At 57.5% G+C, this 21,867-nt stretch carries 19 protein-coding genes; 13 read left to right on the top strand and 6 right to left on the bottom strand.

All coding sequences use genetic code 11. The annotated features are described in order from the left end of the window. Window positions 1–54: 54 nt before the first annotated feature. The 6 genes from ACB496_RS01745 to ACB496_RS01720 all read left to right on the top strand — a co-directional run bounded on the left by ACB496_RS01745 (window position 55) and on the right by ACB496_RS01720 (window position 6,168). The gene (locus ACB496_RS01745; protein WP_371974193.1) at window positions 55–1,572 is read left to right on the top strand and encodes a sugar ABC transporter ATP-binding protein; all 1,518 of its coding nucleotides are present in this window, start codon (window positions 55–57) and stop codon (window positions 1,570–1,572) included. Next, on the top strand, window positions 1,569–2,564 hold the full coding sequence (locus tag ACB496_RS01740) for an ABC transporter permease subunit (RefSeq protein ID WP_100777972.1): 996 nt from the start codon (window positions 1,569–1,571) through the stop codon (window positions 2,562–2,564). The genes ACB496_RS01745 and ACB496_RS01740 overlap by 4 nt, the downstream gene beginning before the upstream one ends. 32 nt (window positions 2,565–2,596) lie before the next feature. Next, window positions 2,597–3,538 carry an ABC transporter substrate-binding protein gene (locus ACB496_RS01735; RefSeq protein WP_100777973.1) on the top strand — a complete coding sequence of 314 codons (942 nt, stop codon included), beginning with the start codon at window positions 2,597–2,599 and terminating at the stop codon, window positions 3,536–3,538. A gap of 80 nt (window positions 3,539–3,618) precedes the next feature. Then, window positions 3,619–4,305 (top strand): D-lyxose/D-mannose family sugar isomerase, encoded by a 687-nt coding sequence (locus tag ACB496_RS01730; RefSeq protein ID WP_100777974.1) that lies wholly within the window; start codon window positions 3,619–3,621, stop codon window positions 4,303–4,305. A 10-nt stretch (window positions 4,306–4,315) separates the two neighbouring features. Next, window positions 4,316–5,176, top strand: a complete 861-nt coding sequence (locus ACB496_RS01725) for a ketose 1,6-bisphosphate aldolase (protein ID WP_100777975.1) — start codon at window positions 4,316–4,318, stop codon at window positions 5,174–5,176. Continuing rightward, window positions 5,176–6,168, top strand: coding sequence for a carbohydrate kinase family protein (locus tag ACB496_RS01720; RefSeq protein ID WP_231276205.1), 993 nt, complete (start codon window positions 5,176–5,178; stop codon window positions 6,166–6,168). Before ACB496_RS01725 ends, ACB496_RS01720 begins: the two co-directional genes overlap by 1 nt. Here the strand turns inward: ACB496_RS01720 and ACB496_RS01715 are convergent. Further along, entirely contained in the window at window positions 6,165–6,896 is a 732-nt protein-coding gene (locus ACB496_RS01715) for a response regulator (protein WP_100777977.1), read from the bottom strand. The genes ACB496_RS01720 and ACB496_RS01715 overlap by 4 nt on opposite strands. Window positions 6,897–7,154: 258 nt before the next feature. On the opposite strand from ACB496_RS01715, the gene fdhF reads away from it, so the two are divergent. The 3 genes from fdhF (at window position 7,155) to ACB496_RS01700 (ending at window position 10,571) form a co-directional block, all read left to right on the top strand. Further along, window positions 7,155–9,302 (top strand): formate dehydrogenase subunit alpha, encoded by a 2,148-nt coding sequence (gene fdhF / locus ACB496_RS01710; RefSeq protein WP_371974190.1) that lies wholly within the window; start codon window positions 7,155–7,157, stop codon window positions 9,300–9,302. A gap of 324 nt (window positions 9,303–9,626) precedes the next feature. After that, window positions 9,627–9,779 carry a Hok/Gef family protein gene (locus ACB496_RS01705; RefSeq protein WP_102105728.1) on the top strand — a complete coding sequence of 51 codons (153 nt, stop codon included), beginning with the start codon at window positions 9,627–9,629 and terminating at the stop codon, window positions 9,777–9,779. Window positions 9,780–9,896: 117 nt separating this feature from the next. After that, complete coding sequence (locus ACB496_RS01700) at window positions 9,897–10,571, top strand: tetratricopeptide repeat protein (protein WP_102105727.1); 675 nt, start codon at window positions 9,897–9,899, stop codon at window positions 10,569–10,571. 57 nt (window positions 10,572–10,628) lie between these two features. Here the strand turns inward: ACB496_RS01700 and gltP are convergent, their stop codons facing one another. Beyond that, a complete protein-coding gene (gene gltP, locus ACB496_RS01695; protein WP_100777981.1) occupies window positions 10,629–11,942 on the bottom strand; it encodes a glutamate/aspartate:proton symporter GltP in 1,314 nt (437 codons plus the stop codon). A 421-nt stretch (window positions 11,943–12,363) separates the two neighbouring features. Here gltP and acs point away from each other — a divergent pair, with 421 nt between their 5' ends. The 3 genes from acs (at window position 12,364) to actP (ending at window position 16,374) form a co-directional block, all read left to right on the top strand. Then, the gene (gene acs, locus ACB496_RS01690; RefSeq protein ID WP_371974187.1) at window positions 12,364–14,322 is read left to right on the top strand and encodes an acetate--CoA ligase; all 1,959 of its coding nucleotides are present in this window, start codon (window positions 12,364–12,366) and stop codon (window positions 14,320–14,322) included. 91 nt (window positions 14,323–14,413) lie between these two features. Then, window positions 14,414–14,728: a DUF485 domain-containing protein gene (locus tag ACB496_RS01685; protein ID WP_100777983.1), complete on the top strand. Its 315-nt coding sequence runs from the start codon at window positions 14,414–14,416 to the stop codon at window positions 14,726–14,728. Further along, a complete protein-coding gene (actP, locus tag ACB496_RS01680) occupies window positions 14,725–16,374 on the top strand; it encodes a cation/acetate symporter ActP (RefSeq protein ID WP_371974185.1) in 1,650 nt (549 codons plus the stop codon). The genes ACB496_RS01685 and actP overlap by 4 nt, the downstream gene beginning before the upstream one ends. 36 nt (window positions 16,375–16,410) lie before the next feature. Here actP and ACB496_RS01675 read toward each other — a convergent pair whose 3' ends face one another. Both ACB496_RS01675 and ACB496_RS01670 read right to left on the bottom strand, forming a co-directional pair. Beyond that, window positions 16,411–17,100, bottom strand: coding sequence for an LrgB family protein (locus tag ACB496_RS01675; protein WP_100777985.1), 690 nt, complete (start codon window positions 17,098–17,100; stop codon window positions 16,411–16,413). Then, on the bottom strand, window positions 17,093–17,503 hold the full coding sequence (locus ACB496_RS01670) for a CidA/LrgA family protein (RefSeq protein WP_371974183.1): 411 nt from the start codon (window positions 17,501–17,503) through the stop codon (window positions 17,093–17,095). Before ACB496_RS01670 ends, ACB496_RS01675 begins: the two co-directional genes overlap by 8 nt. 102 nt (window positions 17,504–17,605) lie before the next feature. On the opposite strand from ACB496_RS01670, the gene ACB496_RS01665 reads away from it, so the two are divergent. After that, complete coding sequence (locus ACB496_RS01665; RefSeq protein ID WP_100777987.1) at window positions 17,606–18,493, top strand: LysR family transcriptional regulator; 888 nt, start codon at window positions 17,606–17,608, stop codon at window positions 18,491–18,493. Between the two features lie 69 nt (window positions 18,494–18,562). Here the strand turns inward: ACB496_RS01665 and ACB496_RS01660 are convergent, their stop codons facing one another. Both ACB496_RS01660 and ghxP read right to left on the bottom strand, forming a co-directional pair. Then, window positions 18,563–20,206: a Na+/H+ antiporter gene (locus tag ACB496_RS01660; protein WP_231276214.1), complete on the bottom strand. Its 1,644-nt coding sequence runs from the start codon at window positions 20,204–20,206 to the stop codon at window positions 18,563–18,565. A 273-nt stretch (window positions 20,207–20,479) separates the two neighbouring features. Further along, the gene (gene ghxP / locus ACB496_RS01655) at window positions 20,480–21,829 is read right to left on the bottom strand and encodes a guanine/hypoxanthine transporter GhxP (RefSeq protein ID WP_371974181.1); all 1,350 of its coding nucleotides are present in this window, start codon (window positions 21,827–21,829) and stop codon (window positions 20,480–20,482) included. Window positions 21,830–21,867 lie beyond the last annotated feature (38 nt).

Raw genomic sequence — 21,867 nt, 5'->3', positions numbered from 1 at the left:
GCATTTACCGGGATGTGATGCACTGCTGATATCGACCTTCACAGGAGATCCGCCATGAGCAGGACCCCGGTATTAGAGATGCGCAACATTGCCAAAACCTTTGGCAACTTTCACGCGCTCAAGGGTGTGGATCTGACGGTCTGGCCCGGCGAGATCCACGCGTTAATGGGCGAAAACGGCGCAGGCAAAAGCACCCTGATGAAAATCCTCGCCGGGGCGTATATCGCCACCAGCGGCGAGATATTGATTGACGGCCAGCCGTACCACATCAAAGGGCCGAAAGACGCGCTGGCCGCAGGTATAACTTTGATTTACCAGGAGATGCAGCTCGCGCCAAACCTCACGGTGGCGGAAAACATCTTTCTCGGCAGCGAGCTGTCGCGTGGCGGGCTGGTGAAGCGGAAAGAGATGGCCGCGCAGGCCCAGACGGTAATTGACCGTCTCGGCGCCCATTTCAGCGCCACCGATCTGGTGATGAAACTGACCATTGCCGAACAGCAGCAGGTTGAAATCGCCCGCGCGCTGCACCGCAACAGCCGCGTGCTGGTGATGGATGAACCCACCGCCGCCCTCTCCTCGCGCGAAACTCACCGCCTGTTTGAACTGATTTTGCGTCTGCGCGATGAGGGGATGGCGATTATCTATATCAGCCACCGCATGGCGGAGGTGTACGAGCTTTCCGACCGCGTCAGCGTGCTGCGCGACGGGCAGTACGTCGGCAGTTTGACCCGCGACAAACTCAACGCTTCGGAGCTGGTCAGGATGATGGTGGGCCGCCCCTTAAGCGACCTGTTCAACAAAGAGCGCGATATCCCTCTTGGCAGCGCGCTGCTCAACGTCCATCACCTCACCGACGGCAAAAAAGTGCAGCCGTGCAGCCTGCAGGTGCGTTCCGGGGAGATCGTCGGTCTCGCCGGGCTGGTAGGGGCCGGACGTTCGGAGCTGGCACAGCTGATCTTCGGCGTGCGCAAAGCGACGGGCGGGATGATTGAAGTCGACGGCGAGCCGGTGGTGATCCACTCCCCGCGCGCCGCCATCGACCACGGCATCGGTTTTTTAACCGAGAACCGCAAAGAACAGGGGCTGTTTTTGGAGCTGGCGGCGCAAGAGAACATCACCATGGCGACGCTGGAGCGCGACGCCACCTGGGGCATGCTGGACCGCAAAAAAGCGCAGTCGATCTCAGATGACGCCATCGCCCTGCTCAATATTCGCGTGCCGCATTCGCAGGTGCGCGCGGGTGGGCTGTCGGGCGGTAATCAGCAAAAGCTGCTGATCTCCCGCTGGGTAGCGATCGGCCCGCGCATTCTGATCCTCGATGAACCAACGCGCGGCGTGGACGTCGGGGCGAAAAGCGAGATCTATCGCATCATGAACCAGATGGCGCGTAAAGGTGTGGCGATCCTGATGATCTCCAGCGAGCTGCCGGAAGTGGTGGGCATGAGCGACCGGGTCTACGTGATGCGCGAAGGGAGCATTGCCGGGGAGTTACACGGCCCAACCATCACTCAGGAAAATATTATGACGCTGGCAACTGGCGTGAACGACACTCATCAGGCGGTGCAATCATGACACATTCAACTAACCCGCAGCAGGTGGCGAAATCCGCTTCCGCCAAAAAAATGCTGATGAGCGATCTGATGCAAACGGTCGGGATTTTGCCGATTCTGATCCTGATCGTGGCGGTCTTTGGCTTTATCGCGCCGAACTTCTTCACCGAGAGCAATCTGCTCAATATTACCCGTCAGGCGTCGATCAACATCGTGCTGGCCGCCGGGATGACTTTCATCATTTTGACCGGCGGGATCGACCTGTCGGTGGGGTCGATTCTCGGCACCACGGCAGTGGCGGCGATGGTGGTCTCCCTGATGCCTGAACTGGCGATGCTGTCGATTCCGGCGGCGCTGATGCTCGGCATGGTGCTGGGTCTCTTCAACGGCGCACTGGTGGCCTTTGCCGGACTTCCGCCGTTTATTGTCACCCTCGGCACCTATACCGCCCTGCGCGGCGCGGCCTATCTGCTGGCCGACGGCACCACGGTAATTAACTCGAATATTAATTTTGAATGGATCGGCAATAACTATCTCGGCCCGGTGCCGTGGCTGGTGGTGATCGCCCTGGCGGTGATCGTGGTGTGCTGGTTCATTTTGCGTCGCACCACGCTCGGCGTTCATATCTACGCGGTGGGCGGCAACATGCAGGCTGCCCGTCTCACGGGGATCAAAGTCTGGCTGGTGCTGCTGTTTGTCTACGGCATGAGCGGCCTGCTGTCCGGTCTCGGCGGGGTGATGAGCGCCTCGCGGCTTTACAGCGCCAACGGCAACTTAGGCACCGGCTACGAGCTGGACGCCATCGCGGCGGTGATCCTCGGCGGGACCAGTTTTGTCGGCGGGATCGGCACGATCACCGGCACGCTGGTGGGCGCGCTGATTATCGCCACCCTGAATAACGGCATGACGTTAATGGGCGTTTCCTACTTCTGGCAACTGGTGATCAAAGGGGCGGTGATCATCATTGCGGTACTGATCGACAAATACCGTACCCGACACCATCAAAGTGCATAACAACAACACCCTACGATAATGAGGATAACAGCATGAGATTGAAGCCATTGGTCACCGCGCTCTGTGCTGGCGCACTGCTTGCCGCAGCCCCGTTTGCGCAGGCGAAAGATCTGAAATCCATCGGCGTGACGGTGGGCGATCTCGCCAACCCGTTCTTCGTGCAGATCACCAAAGGTGCGGAGCTTGAAGCCCGTAAACTGGCGGGGGATAACGTAAAAGTGACGCTGGTCTCCAGCGGCTACGATCTGGGCCAGCAGGTTTCTCAGATTGATAACTTTATCGCCGCGAAGGTCGATATGATCATCCTCAACGCCGCTGATTCGAAAGGGATTGGCCCGGCGGTGAAGCGCGCGAAAGAAGCGGGGATTGTGGTGGTCGCCGTTGACGTGGCGGCCGAAGGGGCCGACGCCACTATCACCTCGGATAACACCCAGGCGGGCGAAATGGCCTGTAAATACATCACCGATCGCCTGAAAGGCAAAGGCAACGTGGTGATCATCAACGGACCACCGGTCTCTGCGGTACAAAACCGTGTGGAAGGCTGTCAGACCGAGTTCAAGCGCCACCCGGATATCAAAGTGCTGTCGGATAACCAGAACGCCAAAGGCAGTCGCGAAGGCGGCCTGGAAGTGATGACCGCGCTGCTGGCCGCGAATCCGAAGATCGACGGTGTCTTCGCGATTAACGATCCGACAGCGATCGGTGCTGATCTGGCGGCGAAACAGGCGCAGCGCAGCGAGTTCTTTATCGTTGGCGTGGACGGCAGCCCGGACGGTGAAGAGGCGCTGAAGCGCGAAAACTCTCTGTTTGTGGCAACGCCTGCGCAGGACCCGCAGGTCATGGCGGCCAAAGCGGTAGAGATCGGCTATGACATTCTGCAGGGCAAACCGGCACCCAAAGAGCCGGTGCTGATCCCGGTGACGATGATCGATAAGAAGAGCGTCGGGACGTACAAGGGGTGGACGGTTAAATAAGGTTTGTGCGCGTTGATGCCCTCACCCTCTCCCGCAAAGAGGGTGAGGGGTCAGCGCAGCGCACCATTAAAGGAGTTCCCATGAAACGCTCCGAAATCAACGAAATCCTCGGCCATACGCGGCAGTTCTTTTCGATGCATGACGTACACCTGCCACCGTTTGCCAGTTTCCCGCCGACCCAGTGGCGGCAGCTCGATCGCCACGCCTGGCGCGAAGTCTTCGATCTCAAACTCGGCTGGGACGTCACCGCCTTCGGCGGCAACCATTTTGCCGCACAGGGACTCACCCTTTTCACTCTGCGCAACGGCTCGCCGAACGGCGTACCTTACGAAAAATGCTACGCGGAGAAGATCATGCACGTCCGCGACGGGCAGGTCACACCGATGCATTTCCACTGGCGTAAACGCGAGGACATCATTAATCGCGGCGGAGGAAATCTGATTATTGAGCTGTGGAACGCGGGTGGGCATGAAGAGACGGAAAACACCGACGTTACGGTGGTGGTTGACGGCTGCATTCAGACTCACGCTCCCGGCAGCCAGCTGCGCCTCACACCAGGGGAAAGCATCTGTCTCACGCCCGGCCTGTACCACAGTTTCTGGGGGGAGCGCGGTTTTGGCGATGTGCTGGTCGGTGAAGTGTCATCCGTGAATGACGACGAACACGACAACCACTTTTTACAGCCGCTCGCGCGCTATAACAATATTGAAGAAGACGAAACGGCGGTGCTGGTGCTCTGTAACGAGTACAGCCTGTTTCGAACCTAAGGAGTGAATGATGCCGCTAATTTCTCTCGCCGCCGGGCTGGAACACGCCCGTGAACATCGCTACGCCCTGGGCGCATTTAACGTTCTCGACTCCCACTTTTTGCGCGCCCTGTTCGCCGCGGCAAAACAGGAGCGCTCGCCCTTTATCATCAACATCGCCGAAGTGCATTTTAAGTATTTATCGCTCGATTCATTAGTTGAAGCGGTCCGGTTCGAGGCCGCGCGACACGATATTCCGGTGGTCCTCAATCTCGATCACGGCCTGCATTTTGAGGCAGTGGTGCGGGCGCTGCGCTTAGGCTTCAGCTCCGTGATGTTTGATGGCTCCACCCTGAGTTACGAAGAGAATATTCGCCAGACCAGGGAAGTCGTGAAAATGTGTCACGCCGTGGGGGTGTCGGTGGAGGCCGAACTGGGCGCCGTGGGCGGTGACGAGGGCGGTGCGCTGTACGGCCATGCCGATGAAGCCTTTTTCACCGATCCGGCACTGGCGCGCGATTTTGTCGATCAGACCGGCATTGACGCGCTCGCCGTCGCCATCGGCAATGCGCACGGCAAATATAAAGGCGAGCCGAAGCTCGATTTCGCGCGGCTTGATGCGATCCGCCTGCAAACCGGCCTGCCGCTGGTGCTGCACGGGGGTTCCGGGATCAGCGACGCCGATTTCCGCCGCGCGATTGAACTGGGCATTCACAAAATCAATTTCTACACCGGGATGTCGCAGGCGGCGCTGGCCTCCGTCGAGCAGCGGATCACCCATCGTCAGCCGATTTATGACGAATTCGCCGAACTGCTGCTGGGCATTGAAGAGGCAATTACCGACACCGTATCGGAACAAATGCGCATCTTCGGTAGCGCGGGGAGAGCCTGATGGTACGCCGGGGCGTTATCGCCGCAGGGAATATGCTCGTCGACCACGTGCATCAGATTGTGCAGTGGCCGGAGCGCGGCTGGCTGGCGGAAATTATTCATAGCGAACGGGCCACCGGCGGCGCACCGCTGAACGTCCTGCTGACGCTCGCCAAAATGCACGTCGGCCTGCCGCTGCAGGCGGTGGGGCTGATTGGCGACGACAGCGACGGGGACTACATTCTGGCCATGCTCGATCAGTACCACGTCAACCGCCAGCGGGTGCAGCGCACCACTTTTGCGCCGACCTCCATGTCGCAAGTGATGACCGATCCCAGCGGGCAGCGTACCTTTTTCCACTCCCCGGCGGCCAACCGGCTGCTGGATCTTCCGGCCTTCGACCGCCTCGACCCGACGATGAAAATTTTCCATCTCGGCTATTTGCTGCTGCTCGACAGCCTGGATATGCCGGACGACGAGTTTGGCACCCGCAGCGCACGCCTGCTGTCTCAGATGCGCGATCTGGGGTATGAAACCTCACTGGATTTGGTGTCGCGTAAAGGCGATCCGCGCTATCAGCCGCTGGTGCTCCCTGCCCTGCGCTATGTGGATTATCTGGTGATCAACGAGCTGGAGGCCGGTGAGTTTAGCGGGCTGGAGATGCGCGACGAGTTCGATGCGCCGAACATTCTGCATATCGCCGAAGCCGCGTCACAACTGCTGGCGGCCGGAGTGCGTCAGCGCGTGGTCATTCATTGTCCGGAAGGCGCCTGGGGCGAAGCGCCGGGTGAGCCAGGCCAGTGGGTGCCGTCACGGCAGCTTGAAAAGGATGAGATTATCGGCAGCGTCGGCGCGGGCGATGCGTTTTGCGCGGGCTTTTTGTACGGCTGCCACGAGGCGTGGTCGCTGCCCGAGAGCATTGCCCTGGCGCACGCCTGCGCGCGGGCCAGCCTGCTGGCGGCCAATGCTATCGACGGGGCGAAAACGCTGGACGAACTGAAGTTGAATCTTTAAGCGGCTTTGTCGTGGTGAGACACGTCTGCGGCAAACACGTAGCCGAGGCCGCGAATGGTTTTGATCAGCAGCGGCTGATGAGGGTTAATTTCGATTTTTCGCCGCAGGCGCATGATCAGCACGTCGATGGTGCGGTCAAAGACTTCGGCGCTTTCGCTGTGGGTCAGCTCCAACAGCTGTTCGCGGCTCAAAACCCGCCGGGCATTCTGCGCGAGGGCCAGCAGTAAACCGTACTCCCCTTGAGTTAACGGTACCGTCACCTGCTTCGGATCGCTTAATTCGCAGCGGGTGGTGTCGAGGGTCCAGCCGTTGAAGCCCATGCCCGACGCGCGCGGTGCGGTGGGTTCCGCCGCCAGCACGCCCGTGCGGCGCAGTACCGCTTTTACGCGGGCGACCACGACACGCGGATTAAACGGCTTGCCGATGTAATCATCCGCGCCCATCTCCAGCCCCACCACGACGTCCGATTCGCTGCCAAGGCCGGTGAGCATAATCACCGGCAGCTCGGCGCGCTGCTTTTGTAGCTGCTGTAAAACCTGTAACCCGTTGATATCAGGGAGCATCATATCCAGCAATACCAGCGCAATACCCGGTTCTCGCTGAGCCAGCGCCAGCGCGTCCAGCCCGTTGTGACAGACGTGCACCGTAAAGACGTGCTCGTTAAGCACATCCTGCAGCAGTTCGCAGACCGCCGTATCGTCATCAACCACCAGAATCGCCGGTTTCATCGTATGCTTCCGTCAGGGGATTATGTTAAGTCTGACCTATTCTGCAAACGGCTCCAGCCAAATCCATTGTTGCGTGATGGAATTTCAACCCATGTCACATCCATTGCCCTTTCGACACGTCAATTTTGACGATTGCCTGCTTCTCGTCAGGGTTTTGACCAAACTTTGGCCGTAAAGTCAGGGGATACCCACAATAAAAACATGGCATAGAAGCTGCATAATGGGGTGGGAAAGCATTGATTAACTGGAGCGAGACCGATGAAAAAAGTCGTCACGGTTTGCCCCTATTGTGCCTCAGGTTGCAAGATAAACCTGGTGGTCGATAACGGCAAAATCGTCCGGGCGGAGGCTGCACAGGGTAAGACCAATCAGGGTACGCTGTGCCTGAAAGGCTACTATGGCTGGGATTTTATTAACGATACCCAGATCCTCACCCCCCGTCTGAAAACCCCTATGATTCGCCGTGAGCGCGGCGGCAAGCTGGAGTCCGTCTCCTGGACGGAAGCGCTGGACTATGTCGCCCGCCGCCTGAGCGAGATCAAAGCCAAATACGGCCCGGACGCGATCCAGACCACCGGCTCTTCACGCGGGACGGGGAATGAAACCAACTATGTAATGCAAAAATTCGCGCGCGCCGTTATTGGTACCAATAACGTCGACTGCTGCGCTCGCGTCTGACACGGCCCATCGGTTGCAGGTCTGCACCAGTCGGTCGGTAACGGCGCAATGAGTAACGCTATCAACGAAATCGATAACACCGATCTGGTGTTTGTTTTCGGCTATAACCCGGCGGATTCCCACCCTATCGTGGCAAATCACGTCATTAACGCGAAACGCAACGGGGCGAAAATCATCGTCTGCGACCCGCGTAAAATCGAAACCGCGCGCATTGCGGATATGCATATCGCCTTACGCAACGGCTCGAATATCGCGCTGCTTAACGCCATCGGGCACGTGATTATTGAAGAAAACCTCTATGACCAGGCCTTTGTGGCCACACGTACGGAAGGTTTCGAGGAGTATCGCAAGATTGTCGAAGGCTATACGCCGGAGTCGGTCGAAGATATTACAGGCGTCAGCGCACAAGAGATTCGCCAGGCTGCGCGCATGTACGCCGCCGCGAAAACCGCGTCGATTCTGTGGGGCATGGGTGTAACCCAGTTCTATCAGGGCGTCGAAACCGTGCGGTCACTGACCAGCCTCGCAATGCTGACGGGCAACCTCGGCAAACCGCATGTGGGCGTAAACCCGGTGCGCGGGCAGAACAACGTTCAGGGTGCCTGTGACATGGGCGCGCTGCCGGATACCTATCCGGGCTATCAGTACGTCAAGTACCCGGAAAACCGGGCGAAATTCGCCAGGGCCTGGGGCGTTGAAAGCCTGCCGGAGCACACGGGCTATCGCATCAGCGAGCTGCCGCACCGCGCAGCGCACGGTGAAGTGCGTGCCGCTTACATCATGGGCGAAGATCCGCTGCAAACCGACGCTGAACTGTCGGCGGTGCGCAAAGGCTTTGAGGATCTCGAACTGGTGATTGTGCAGGACATCTTCATGACCAAAACAGCGGCGGCGGCGGATGTGATTTTACCGTCAACGTCGTGGGGCGAGCACGAAGGCGTCTATACGGCAGCGGATCGCGGTTTCCAGCGCTTCTTTAAAGCGGTCGAGCCGAAGTGGGATCTGAAAACGGACTGGCAGATTATCAGCGAAATCGCCACCCGCATGGGCTATCCGATGCACTACAACAACACCCAGGAGATCTGGGATGAGTTGCGCAATTTGTGTCCGGATTTCACCGGGGCGACCTACGAGAAGATGGGCGAGCTGGGGTATATTCAGTGGCCATGCCGGGACGAATCCGAGGCGGATCAGGGGACGTCATACCTCTTCGCCGAGAAGTTCGATACCCCGAACGGGCTGGCGCAGTTCTTCACCTGCGACTGGGTGGCGCCTATCGACAAACTCACTGACGAGTACCCCATGGTGCTCTCGACGGTGCGTGAAGTGGGTCACTACTCCTGTCGCTCGATGACCGGGAACTGTGCCGCGCTGGCTGCACTGGCAGACGAGCCGGGCTACGCGCAGCTCAACACCGCCGATGCCGCCCGTCTGGGCATTGAGGATGAAGCGCTGGTGTGGGTGAATTCACGCAAAGGCCGCATCATCACCCGCGCGCAGGTTAGCGATCGTCCGAACAAAGGGGCGGTTTATATGACCTACCAGTGGTGGATTGGTGCCTGTAACGAGCTGGTGACGGAAAACCTCAGCCCGATAACCAAAACGCCTGAGTATAAATATTGCGCCGTGCGCGTGGAGCCGATTGCCGATCAGCAAAGCGCCGAGCAATATGTGATTGATGAATACACGAAATTGAAAGCCCGCCTACGCGAAAGCGCAATGGGTTAATTAAGTAGATGTTCAATGAATAAATGGGGTGAAATATTCACCCCATTTTTATTTGTATATTTAGCATTAATTTTATCAATATTATTCTGGAATGTAGCTCGCAGAAATCAATGCAAATTTTAAATGCGGGAATTACATCTTTGCATTTTAATTCAGAAGGATAAGATGGCGGCGGGTGCTTAAGACTTTCTGTTTTGAGCATGTGTGAGGAGCAGAAAGTTGAAAGCCCCGGGAAAGTTAAACTCACCCGAGGCTACCAAACAACATCAACTCCAACAAGTTGAAGTTAGCCTCTTATTCTTATAAATGCAAGGAGTAAAAGGCATGACGCCATTAAAAACTGTGTTAGGCATTGTTTTTATTATTTGCCTGACCATCGTGATTTTTACCTTTATTAATCGCGGCAAACTTTGTGAGCTGACAATAAAGAGTGAACATCAGGAAGTGGCGGCAAAATTAGCCTGTATATCAGGATGATTTTGTGGGCGGGGAAACCCGCCCGGCTTGTCTGGACGTTGAGGTCTTAACGCACCCTTTTTATTCTTCATTGACCGCGCTTATACTGCGCGCTATGTACCCGGATGATAAGAACTCATGAAAACCCTTTTGATGTTACTCTTCCTTTTTACCGCGTTTGCTCACGCTGACGAACCCGGTAGCCAATATAAAGAACAGGCCGAAGCGGGCGACGCGCGCGCTCAGTACTATCTGGCCGATACCTACTTCAGCGCAGGTGATGATAAGCAGGCTGCGCTGTGGGCGGAGAAAGCGGCAAAAGGCGGCGATGTCGATGCCGTGGCGCTGCTGTCGCAAATCCACTTTAAGCATGCCGATTACGCCCAGTCCAAAACCCTGGCGCAACAGGCGACCATTGCCGGCAGTAAACGCGGGGCGATCATGCTGGCGCGCCTGCTGGTAAATACGCAGGCCGGTAAAACGGACTATCCGCAGGCAATCAAACTGCTGCAAACCGCCACGGATGATATCGACAACGACTCTGCAGTCGATGCCCAGATGCTGTTGGGGCTGATCTACGCCAACGGCGTATCAATGGCTCAGGACGATGCTCAGGCGCAAATGTGGTTCAAACGCAGCTCAGCGCTTTCGCGAACCGGTTACGCGGAATATTGGGCAGGAATGGTTTTCCAGCAGGGCGAAAAAGGGTTTATTACCCCGAACAAACAGAAGGCGCTGTACTGGTTCAATCTGAGCTGTAGCGAAGGGTTTGATACGGGATGCGAAGAGTTTGATGCCTTGAGCGGGGAGTAACTCTCCACGCTTAAAAAGTGAGCCGGGTCAGGCAAAACCGCCCCCCGGCTTTTTATATTACTGATCGGCAGTCTTATCAAAACGACCCAGCACGTCGCGTTCGTACGCCAGCGCCTTTTTGCGGTCGAACTGATGTTCCCACTTGGCGATCACCAGCACCGCCAGCGCATTTCCCACCACATTCAGCGCGGTACGTGCCATGTCGAGAATACGGTCAACACCGGCGATAAACGCCAGGCCTTCCAGCGGAATACCGACGCTACCAAGCGTTGCCAGCAGCACCACGAAGGAGACACCCGGCACGCCTGCGATCCCTTTCGAAGTCACCATCAGGGTCAGCACCAGGACGATCTCCTGCCACAGGGAGAGATCGATACCGTACAGCTGCGCGATGAAAATTGCCGCGATACTTTGATACAGGGTTGAGCCATCGAGGTTAAAGGAGTAGCCCGTCGGCACCACGAAACTGGTGATCGACGCCGGCGCGCCGTAGGCTTCCATCTTCTCGATAATACGCGGCAGCACGCTCTCGGAGCTGGCGGTAGAGTACGCCAGAATCAGCTCGTCTTTCAGGATGCGAATCAGGATCCAGATGCTCAGGCCGCACAGACGCGCAACCAGCCCCAGCACGACCAGCGCAAAGAACAGAATCGCGAAGTGAACCAGAATCACCAGCTTCGCCAGCGGCCACAGGGAGGCAAAGCCGAAGTTCGCAACGGTCACGGCAATCAGCGCGAACACCCCCACAGGGGCGTAGCGCATCACCATGTGTGTCACTTTAAACATGGTTTCGGAGATGGAACGGAACACGGTCACCAGCGGTTCGCGGTGCGTGGCAGGCAGGGAAGAGAGGCCCAGACCAAACAGCACCGAGAAGAAGATAATCGGCAGCATTTCGCCCTTCGCCATCGACGCCACGATATTGGTCGGCACCAGCGACAGGATGGTTCCCATCAGGCCATGCGCATGGCTTTGCACATCTGCGGTTGTGCTTTGGTATTTCGAAATATCCACCGTTGCCAGCTGCGACATATCAATCCCGGCACCCGGCTGGAACACATTCGCCAGCGTAATACCCAGAATGATAGCAACCGTAGTGATCACTTCGAAATAGATGATGGTTTTCGCACCGATACGCCCGAGCTGCTTCGCATCACCGACACCGGCAATACCGACGATAAGCGTTGAGATCACAATCGGGACGACAATCATTTTGATCAGGTGAATAAAGATATCGCCCGCCGGTGACAGCATATTCGCCACCAGCCACTCGCGGTCGTCACTGTGATAATGCAGATAACTGCCCAGCAAGATGCCCAGCACCATGGCCAGCAAAATTTGCCAGGCGAGGCTGATTTTCAAGTTTTTCATAAAAACAGACTTCCTCAATGAAGCGCCCTTCCCCCCATCACTGGCAGGAATGACACATACTGAAAGGGTATGAATTGTGTTGCGTTGGTTTATGGGGTTTTTTAACGCGCCGTATCAGTATCATTTGCATGGCCTGCTGCGCAAGCCTTAAAGAACAAGGCTTTCCACTGCAAAAAGGTCATAGGACGCTAATTTGTAATAATTCTTATAAATAACCTTTTGTTATAAAAACGGTTTTTTTTAACTAATTGTGAATAATCGACAGTGTAAATTATTTTCCTTCAAAGTTTCATTTGCTGCTTTTTTCACCTGTTCATTTATTGCGTGATCTGTCGCCCAAATAACAAACAAAGCTACCAAAGCCCCTACAATTAACGTTTTTGCGACATATTATTAACATCCTAAAAGGAGAACAAAAGCCATGAGCGAAATTCACAAACATGACATTCCCGCAAATATTGCGGACCGTTGCCTGATAAATCCGGAGCAGTACCAGCAAAAGTATCAACAATCTCTCACCGACCCTGATGCCTTCTGGGGCGAGCAGGGCAAAATTCTTGACTGGATCACCCCCTACCAGAAGGTGAAGAACACCTCCTTCGCGCCAGGCAATATCTCGATTAAATGGTACGAAGACGGCACCCTGAACCTGGCCGCGAACTGCCTGGACCGCCATCTGGCCGAGCGCGGCGATCAGACCGCCATTATCTGGGAAGGCGACGACGCCTCGCAGAGCAAACACATCACCTATAAAGAACTTCACCGCGACGTCTGCCGCTTTGCCAACGTGCTGTTAGCGCAGGGCATCAAAAAAGGCGATGTGGTTGCTATCTATATGCCCATGGTGCCGGAAGCGGCCGTGGCGATGCTCGCCTGTGCGCGCATCGGTGCCGTGCATTCGGTGATTTTCGGCGGTTTCTCGCCGGAAGCCGTCGCCGGGCGCATCATTGATTCCAGTTCAAAACTGGTGATCACCGCCGACGAAGGCGTGCGCGCCGGTCGCAGTATTCCGTTGAAGAAAAACGTCGACGAAGCGCTGAAAAACCCGAACGTCAAAACCATTAGCAACGTCATCGTCCTTAAGCGCACCGGCGGCAACGTCGAGTGGAAAGAGGGGCGTGACCTGTGGTGGAGCGATCTGATCGAAAATGCCAGCGATCAGCATCAGCCCGAAGCGATGAACGCGGAAGATCCGCTGTTTATCCTCTATACCTCCGGCTCGACCGGCAAGCCGAAAGGTGTGCTGCACACCACTGGCGGCTATCTGGTTTACGCGGCCACGACCTTTAAATATGTCTTCGACTACCACCAGGGCGATGTTTACTGGTGTACCGCCGACGTGGGCTGGGTCACCGGCCACAGCTACCTGCTGTATGGCCCGCTGGCCTGCGGCGCGACTACGCTGATGTTCGAAGGCGTTCCGAACTGGCCGACACCTGCCCGTATGTGTCAGGTGGTCGATAAGCATAAGGTCAACATTCTCTACACCGCGCCGACCGCGATCCGCGCGCTGATGGCCGAAGGCGACAAAGCCATCGAAGGCACCGACCGCTCCTCCCTGCGCATTCTTGGTTCCGTCGGCGAGCCAATTAACCCGGAAGCCTGGGAGTGGTACTGGAAGAAAATCGGCAACGAAAAATGCCCGGTGATGGACACCTGGTGGCAGACCGAAACCGGCGGCTTCATGATCACTCCGCTGCCGGGCGCAATCCCGCTAAAAGCCGGTTCCGCGACTCGTCCGTTCTTCGGCGTGCAGCCTGCGCTCGTGGATAACGAAGGTAACCCGCTCGACGGCGCGACCGAAGGCAACCTGGTGATCACCGACTCCTGGCCGGGCCAGGCGCGTACCCTGTTTGGCGATCACGATCGCTTCGAGCAGACCTACTTCTCGACCTTTAAAAACATGTATTTCAGCGGCGACGGCGCGCGTCGTGACGAAGACGGCTACTACTGGATCACCGGGCGCGTGGACGATGTCCTGAACGTCTCCGGCCACCGTCTGGGCACCGCTGAGATTGAGTCGGCGCTGGTTTCCCATCCGAAAATCGCCGAAGCGGCGGTGGTTGGGATCCCACACAACATTAAAGGCCAGGCGATTTACGCCTACGTCACCTTGAACCATGGCGAAGAGCCGACGCCTGAGCTGTACACCGAAGTGCGTAACTGGGTGCGCAAAGAGATCGGCCCGCTCGCCACGCCGGATGTGCTGCACTGGACCGACTCGCTGCCGAAAACCCGCTCCGGCAAAATTATGCGCCGTATTCTGCGCAAAATCGCTGCGGGCGACACCAGTAACCTCGGTGATACCTCAACGCTCGCCGATCCTGGCGTGGTGGACAAACTGCTCGAAGAGAAGCAGGCCATCGCAATGCCTTCATAACTGAGTTCCCCTCAACCTAACCCTCTCCCAGACAGGGAGAGGGAATAATAAAAACGCCCTTCCCTACACCAATACTCTGGAGAGTTCTGTGATGAATACTGATATTTATCAGCAGATAGAAAATAGTGCGCATTTCAGGGAGCTCGTCGAAAAACGGCAACGGTTTGCCTTCATCCTTTCCATCATCATGCTGATTATCTACGTCGGCTTTATTCTGCTGATCGCCTTTGCCCCGCACTGGCTGGGCACCCCCCTGCACGCCGGAACCAGCGTCACGCGCGGGATCCCCATCGGCATCGGTGTGATTGTCATCTCCTTCGTGCTGACCGGCGTCTACGTCTGGCGCGCGAACGGTGAATTTGATCGTCTCAATAAAGCAGTACTGCGTGAGGTAAAAGCATCATGAAGCGAGTTCTGACGGCGCTAGCCGCCACACTGCCTTTTGCGGCGCATGCGGCCGATGCCCTGACCGGCGACGTCCAACGCCAGCCGACCAACTGGCAGGCGATTATCATGTTCCTGATTTTCGTGCTGCTGACCCTCTACATCACCTACTGGGCGTCAAAACGCGTGCGCTCGCGTAATGACTACTACACGGCGGGTGGCAACATTACCGGCTTCCAGAACGGGCTGGCGATTGCGGGCGATTTTATGTCAGCTGCGTCATTCCTCGGGATCTCCGCGCTGGTTTACACCTCCGGCTACGACGGTCTGATTTACTCTCTCGGCTTCCTCGTCGGCTGGCCGATTATTCTGTTCATGATCGCTGAGCGTCTGCGTAACCTCGGGCGTTATACCTTTGCTGACGTGGCCTCGTATCGCCTGAAGCAAGGCCCGATCCGTACCCTCTCCGCCTGCGGTTCGCTGGTGGTGGTGGCGCTGTACCTGATTGCCCAGATGGTGGGCGCAGGTAAATTGATCGAACTGCTGTTTGGCCTGAACTACCACGTCGCCGTGGTGCTGGTCGGCGTGCTGATGGTGATGTACGTTCTGTTCGGCGGGATGCTCGCCACCACCTGGGTGCAGATCATCAAAGCCGTGCTGCTGCTGTTCGGCGCAAGTTTCATGGCCTTTATGGTGATGAAACACGTCGGCTTTAGCTTCAACAACCTGTTTACCGAAGCAATGGCGGTTCACCCGAAAGGGGAAGCGATCATGAGCCCAGGCGGGCTGGTGAAAGATCCGATATCCGCGCTGTCGCTCGGTCTCGGTCTGATGTTTGGTACGGCCGGTCTGCCGCACATCCTGATGCGCTTCTTTACCGTCAGCGACGCTCGCGAAGCGCGTAAAAGCGTCTTCTATGCCACCGGTTTTATGGGCTATTTCTACATTCTGACCTTTATCATCGGCTTTGGCGCGATCATGCTGGTTGGGGCGAATCCGGCGTTTAAAGATGCGGCGGGGCAGCTAATTGGCGGCAATAACATGGCGGCGGTACATCTGGCCGATGCCGTGGGCGGCAACCTGTTCCTCGGCTTTATCTCCGCCGTGGCGTTCGCCACGATTCTGGCGGTGGTTGCTGGCCTGACCCTGGCGGGCGCATCGGCGGTCTCGCATGATCTCTATGCGAACGTGTGGCGTAAAGGGGCAACGGAGCGTCAGGAGTTGAAAGTCTCTAAAATCACCGTGCTGATCCTGGGCGTGGTGGCGATTCTGCTGGGCATTCTGTTCGAGAAACAGAACATCGCCTTCATGGTCGGCCTGGCGTTCTCGATTGCCGCAAGCTGCAACTTCCCGATCATTCTGCTCTCCATGTACTGGTCAAAACTGACCACCCGTGGCGCGATGATTGGCGGCTGGCTGGGCCTGCTGACGGCGGTGATTCTGATGATCCTCGGCCCGACTATTTGGGTACAGATCCTCGGTCACGAAAAAGCCATCTTCCCGTACGAATACCCGGCGCTGTTCTCCATTGCCGTGGCGTTTATCGGAATTTGGTTCTTCTCGGCCACCGATAATTCACCGGAAGGAAATCTGGAACGCGACAAATTCCGCGCCCAGTTTATTCGCTCACAAACGGGTCTTGGGATCGATCAGGGCCGCGCGCATTAAGTGCTAACTCTCCCCGGTCACGCGACCGGGGAGTCTTCAGAACATCACCCACGCCACCAGCGGGGCAACCAGCACCATCACCACACCGGACAGCATCATCACCAGGCTGGCGACCACGCCCTCCTGCTGACCCATCTCATAAGAACGCGCCGTCCCCGCGCCGTGCGACGCCGCGCCAAACCCGGCACCTTTTGCCATCCCTTCGCGGATCGACAGGCGTAAAAACAGCATATCGCCCACCGCCATCCCAAACACGCCGGTTACGACCACAAACAGCGCCACCAGATCCGGCTGGCCGCCGAGAGGTTTCGCCGCCGCAAGCGCAAAGGGCGTGGTGACGGAACGCACCGCCAGACTGCGCTGGATCTCATCCGACAGCGTGAACAAGCGTGCCAGCCACACAGAGCTGGTTACTGCCACGACCGTTGCCGTCACAACCCCCGCCGTCAGGGACATCCAGTGGCGTCGGATCACCGCCAGATTGTCATAAACCGGCACGGCAAAGGCGATAGTCGCCGGGCCGAGCAGCCACAGTAGCCAGTGGGATTCACCGATGTAGTTTTGCCAGGAGATGTGGCCGAAGATCAGCATCAGCACCAGTAACAACGGGGTAAAGACCAGCGGCATCAGCGGCAGGGCGTGGAAGCGGCGATAGAGGCGTTTGTTGGCAAAATAGATCACCAGCGTGACCACCAGGCACAGCACGCTGATGTGAAAATTAGTCATGCTTCTGCCTGCTGATCTCATAGCGATAGACTTTATCCACCACCCATCCCGTCGCGCCGAGCACCATCAGCGTGCTCAGGGCGATGACGGCGAAAATCCGCCAGCCGTCGACCATCAACAGCTGCGCATAGTTCACCACCGCCACCACCGCCGGAACAAAGAACAGCAGCATTTCCGCCAGCAGCCAGCGAGAGCCCGCGCGGATCCAGTTCAGGGGAATGATGCGGCACAGAATGAGCGTCAGCATCAGTACCATTCCCACCAGATTGGCGGGCAGCGGCAGATGCAGCCAGGTAACGAGATATTCAGCGAAAACAAACAGCGCGGCATAAAGCAGTACCTGAATCGGTACCTGGAGCCGTTGCACAACAGCAGGCGTAACACGACCTAACGCCACGGCCATGGGGGAATTCCTCAGAAATGAGACGAGGCGCCAGTATAGTGACCACACGGAGTGGACAGAAATGAATTAAAATCATCAAAGGTATAGTTTCGAGGAATAATCATGGACATAAGAACGCTGCGCTATTTTGTCGAAGTGGTTCGCCAGCAGAGTTTTACCCGCGCAGCGGAGAAGTTATTTGTCACCCAGCCCACCATCAGCAAAATGCTGAAAAATCTCGAAGATGAACTGAACTGTACCCTGCTGATTCGCGATGGCCGCAAGCTGTTGCTGACAGATACCGGGCGCGTCGTGTTTGAGCGCGGTCTGGCGATTCTGGCCGAGTTCCGCCAGCTGGAAGCCGAGCTTGGCGATATTAACCACCTGAACAAGGGCCTGCTGCGCTTAGGCATTCCGCCGATGGTCGGCATGATGATGGCCGGACCGATCAGCCTCTATCGCCAGCGCTATCCCGGCGTCGAGCTGAAGATCTCCGAGTTCGGCGGGCTGACCGTCCAACAGGCGGTAATGAACGGCGAACTGGATCTGGCGATGACGGCCCTGCCAGTCGAAGAGGACAGCGGCCTGGCGACGCTGCCGCTGTTCAGCCACCCCCTGTGCGTGTTGGTCCCGCGCTCCGGCGACTGGCTGCAGATCGATACGGTAAAACCCGAGCTGCTGGCGGAGCATCCTCTGCTGATTTACAACGAGGATTTCGCCCTGAGCCGCCAGCTGATGCAGCTTTTCCATCAGCATGACGTCAAACCGCGTATCGCCGTGCGCAGCGGTCAGTGGGATTTTCTTGCCGCCATGGTGCAGGCGGGCGTCGGGATTGCGATTTTGCCGCAGCCGATTTGCGAGCGCCTAGATAAGAACACGCTGCGCTGGATACCGCTTGAGAGCGATCTGCACTGGCAGCTGGGGATGATTTGGCGCGAAGGGGTGTATTTGTCGCACAGCGCCCAGGCGTGGCTGACGTGTTGCGAGGGGTTTTGGGTCGCAGCGGAGTAAGTCCTGCGGCGGGTGTTCCCCCTCCCCCGAAAGGGAGAGGGAATGGATGCCGCCATCAGGCCGCGCGCTCTACTGTTCTATCAACAAGGCTTCCAGCAAATCCAGATCGTGCAGCAGTTTTTGCAGCGTCTCATTGCTGATCTGGCGCGTAGCACGCAGGTGGTAAAGTTCGGCTCGCTCTGAGCGCAGCGCGGCCAGACGGAAGCGGCGCTCCAGATTCTCTTCCTGCATCGAACTTTCTACGTCGTTACGCCCATCGGCGCGGCGGCGCAGGTTACCAATCACCCGCGAACTCACCTCTTTCAGCAGCTGATTATCTATGTTCTCTTCCGCATCGGACGCCAGACGCTCTTCCATCTTCTCAATCGCCACAATCGCCACTTCGGCGGTCGCCGCGCGCGCGATACGCTCCTCTTTATGCTGCTGGGAGTGGTCGGCCACCTCCAGGTGTTGCAGCAGAATCGGCAGCATCACCACGCCGATAAACAGCGAGAACAGGATCACGCCAGCCGCCAGGAACACCAGTTCGTAACGCGCCGGGAAGACGTTGCCATCCGGCAGCAGCAGGGGAATCGAGAGCACACCGGCGAGGGTAATCGCCCCGCGAACGCCCGCAAACGAGGCAATCAGCAGCTCGCGCGTGGTCCAGGAGCCAAACTCCATCGGCTTCTTGTGCAGAAAACGCAGGCTGAATTTTTTCATCGTCCACAGCCAGCCGAAACGCACCAGCATCAGCGCCAGGTAAATCAGCACGATATCGGTAAACAGCATCCAGGTTTCCACGTTCGGATCGGCTTCTGCCGCCACCAGCGAGGACTCCAGAATGCCCGGCAGCTGCAGGCCCAACAGCAGGAACACCATGCCGTTAAAGACAAACTCCAGCATCGCCCAGGTGCTGTTGGCGCGCAGACGCATCGCCAGCGGTGCGCGGCGCATCACGCCCGCACGGGTGATGGTCATCCCCGCCGCGACGGCTGCCAGGATGCCCGATACGCCAATGTGTTCGGCAATCAGGTAAGAGGCAAACGGCAGCAGGAACAGCAGGACGATCTGTGTGGCGGGTTCGTCACCGCCCCAGCGGCTGAGGAACCCGAGCGAGCGACCGTACAGCCAGCTCACCACAAACCCGGCCAGGATGCCGCCAATCGCCACCTTGAAGAATTCAACGGTCGCGCCACCGATGGTAAAAATCATGGTTCCCATCGCCACTGCGACGGCAAATTTCAGCGCTACCAGGCCGGAAGCGTCGTTCATCAGCGCCTCGCCCTGCAGGATGCCCATGATTTTCTTCGGTATCCGGCCTTCGCCGACGATACCGGAAAGGGCCACGGCATCCGTTGGCGACAGGACGGCGGCGAGTGCAAAGGCCGGTATCAGCGGAATGCCCGGAACGATCCAGTAAATCAGGAACCCTATCCCGACAACCGTGACGACGACCAGCGCCAGCGCCAGACCAAATATCTCTCGCCCGTGTTCAAGAAATTCACGCGTCGGCGTTTTCCAGCCGTCGGCAAACAGCAGCGGCGGAATGAACAGCACGAGGAACAGCTCGGGGTCGAACTCAACGTGCAGGCCAAACGTCGGCCACGCCAGCAGCGCACCAATGGCGATTTGCATCAGCGGGAGGGGTAACTGGAAGGGTAGTACGCGGGTAACTACCCCGGAAAGTGAGACCACAAGGGTCATGATGAGTATTGTGAAGAAGATTTCCATGCGTTCCCTGTTTGCGTGTTTCTTATTGTGTATGCCCTAAATAAGTCGAGTTGAAAGAAGGTGGCAGTAAGTGCATCTCCATGAGCTTACTCAAGTAAGTGATGAGGGAGAATGACCGCAGCCAACGCACGTGCAACCAGACGTATGACAGGCATAAGCATGAAGCGTCGTGCTTCTATTCTACCGCTTCCAGAGTAACGCAAAAGACAACGAAATGGGTCTGAAAATGAAAACGGGCGGCCTAAGCCACCCGTTTTAAGGCGTCGGACAGGCTTAAATCGCCCAGCCGCCCGCATAGAATGCCACCAGCGCAATGGCAATCACCACGGTGCCGATGTTCAGCCTGCGCCACTCACCGGAGACCAGACGACCAATCACCAGCGAGGCGAAACCGATCATGATGCCGGTCACGATGTTACAGGTCAGCACGATAAACACGGCGGTAATCAGGCCGGACATCGCATCGACGAAATCCGCGAAATCAATTTTCGCCACGTTGCTCAGCATCAGCAGACCCACGTACATCAGCGCAGGCGCGGTCGCGTAGGCCGGAACCAGATAAGAGAGCGGAGAGAGGAACAGGATCAGCAGGAACAGCACGCCCACGGTGATCGCCGTCAGACCGGTTTTACCACCTGCCGCCGTGCCCGCTGCGGACTCGATGTACACCGCCGCCGGTGCCGCACCGACCAGGCCGGAGAAGACGCTGCTCAGGGAGTCGGTGGTCAGCGCTTTGCCGCCATCGATAATCTGCCCGTCTTTATCCAGCAGGTTCGCTTGCCCCGCGACAGCGCGGATGGTGCCAGTGGCATCAAACACCGCGGTCATCACCAGCGCCAGCACGCTTGGCAGAACAATCGGGTTCAGGGCGCCGACGATATCCAGGCTACCAATCAGGGAGTTACCCTGGTCGTCGCTCAGAGACGGCATGGCGAAAACGCCGGAGAAGTGAACGGTCGGATCAAAAATCAAACCGACAATCGAAACACCGATGATGGTCAGCAGAATACCGCCCGGCACCTTCAGTTTTTCCAGGCCGATAATCACCGCCAGACCAATCAGGGACATAATCACCGGGAAGCTGGCGAAGTGGCCCATGGTCACTGGCAGGCCGTCCAGTGGGTTTTTGATTACCAGACCAACGCCGTTCGCCGCAATCAGCAGCAGGAACAGGCCGATACCGATACCGGTGCCGTGCGCCACGCCCTGCGGCAGGTTGCGCAAGATCCAGCTACGAATCCCGGTGGCGGAGATGATGGTGAACAACACACCCATCAGGAATACCGCACCCAGCGCGACCGGCACGCTGATGTGCTGACCCAGCACCAGGCTAAACGCGGTAAAGGCGGTCAGCGAGATCGCACAGCCAATCGCCAGCGGCAGGTTTGCCCACAGACCCATGACGATGGAGCCGACGCCCGCAACCAGACAGGTGGCAACGAAAACGGCCGCCGGTGGGAAACCCGCTTTACCCAGCATGCCAGGCACCACGATGACGGAGTAAACCATCGCCAGAAACGTCGTCAGACCTGCAACAACTTCCTGACGCACGGTGCTGCCGCGAGCAGAAATTTTAAACAAGGCGTCGAGTGAACCGCCGGTACGCGCTGATGGCGTAGACATAGAAAACATCCCCTGAGAAATTTTTATCATTCGCCTGT

The sequence above is a fragment of the Lelliottia nimipressuralis genome (genome assembly GCF_041464075.1).
GTDB classification, from domain to species: Bacteria; Pseudomonadota; Gammaproteobacteria; order Enterobacterales; family Enterobacteriaceae; genus Enterobacter; species Enterobacter nimipressuralis.
Note: the sequence above shows the minus strand (reverse complement) of the source record. Positions and strands in the feature narration are given on the sequence as shown.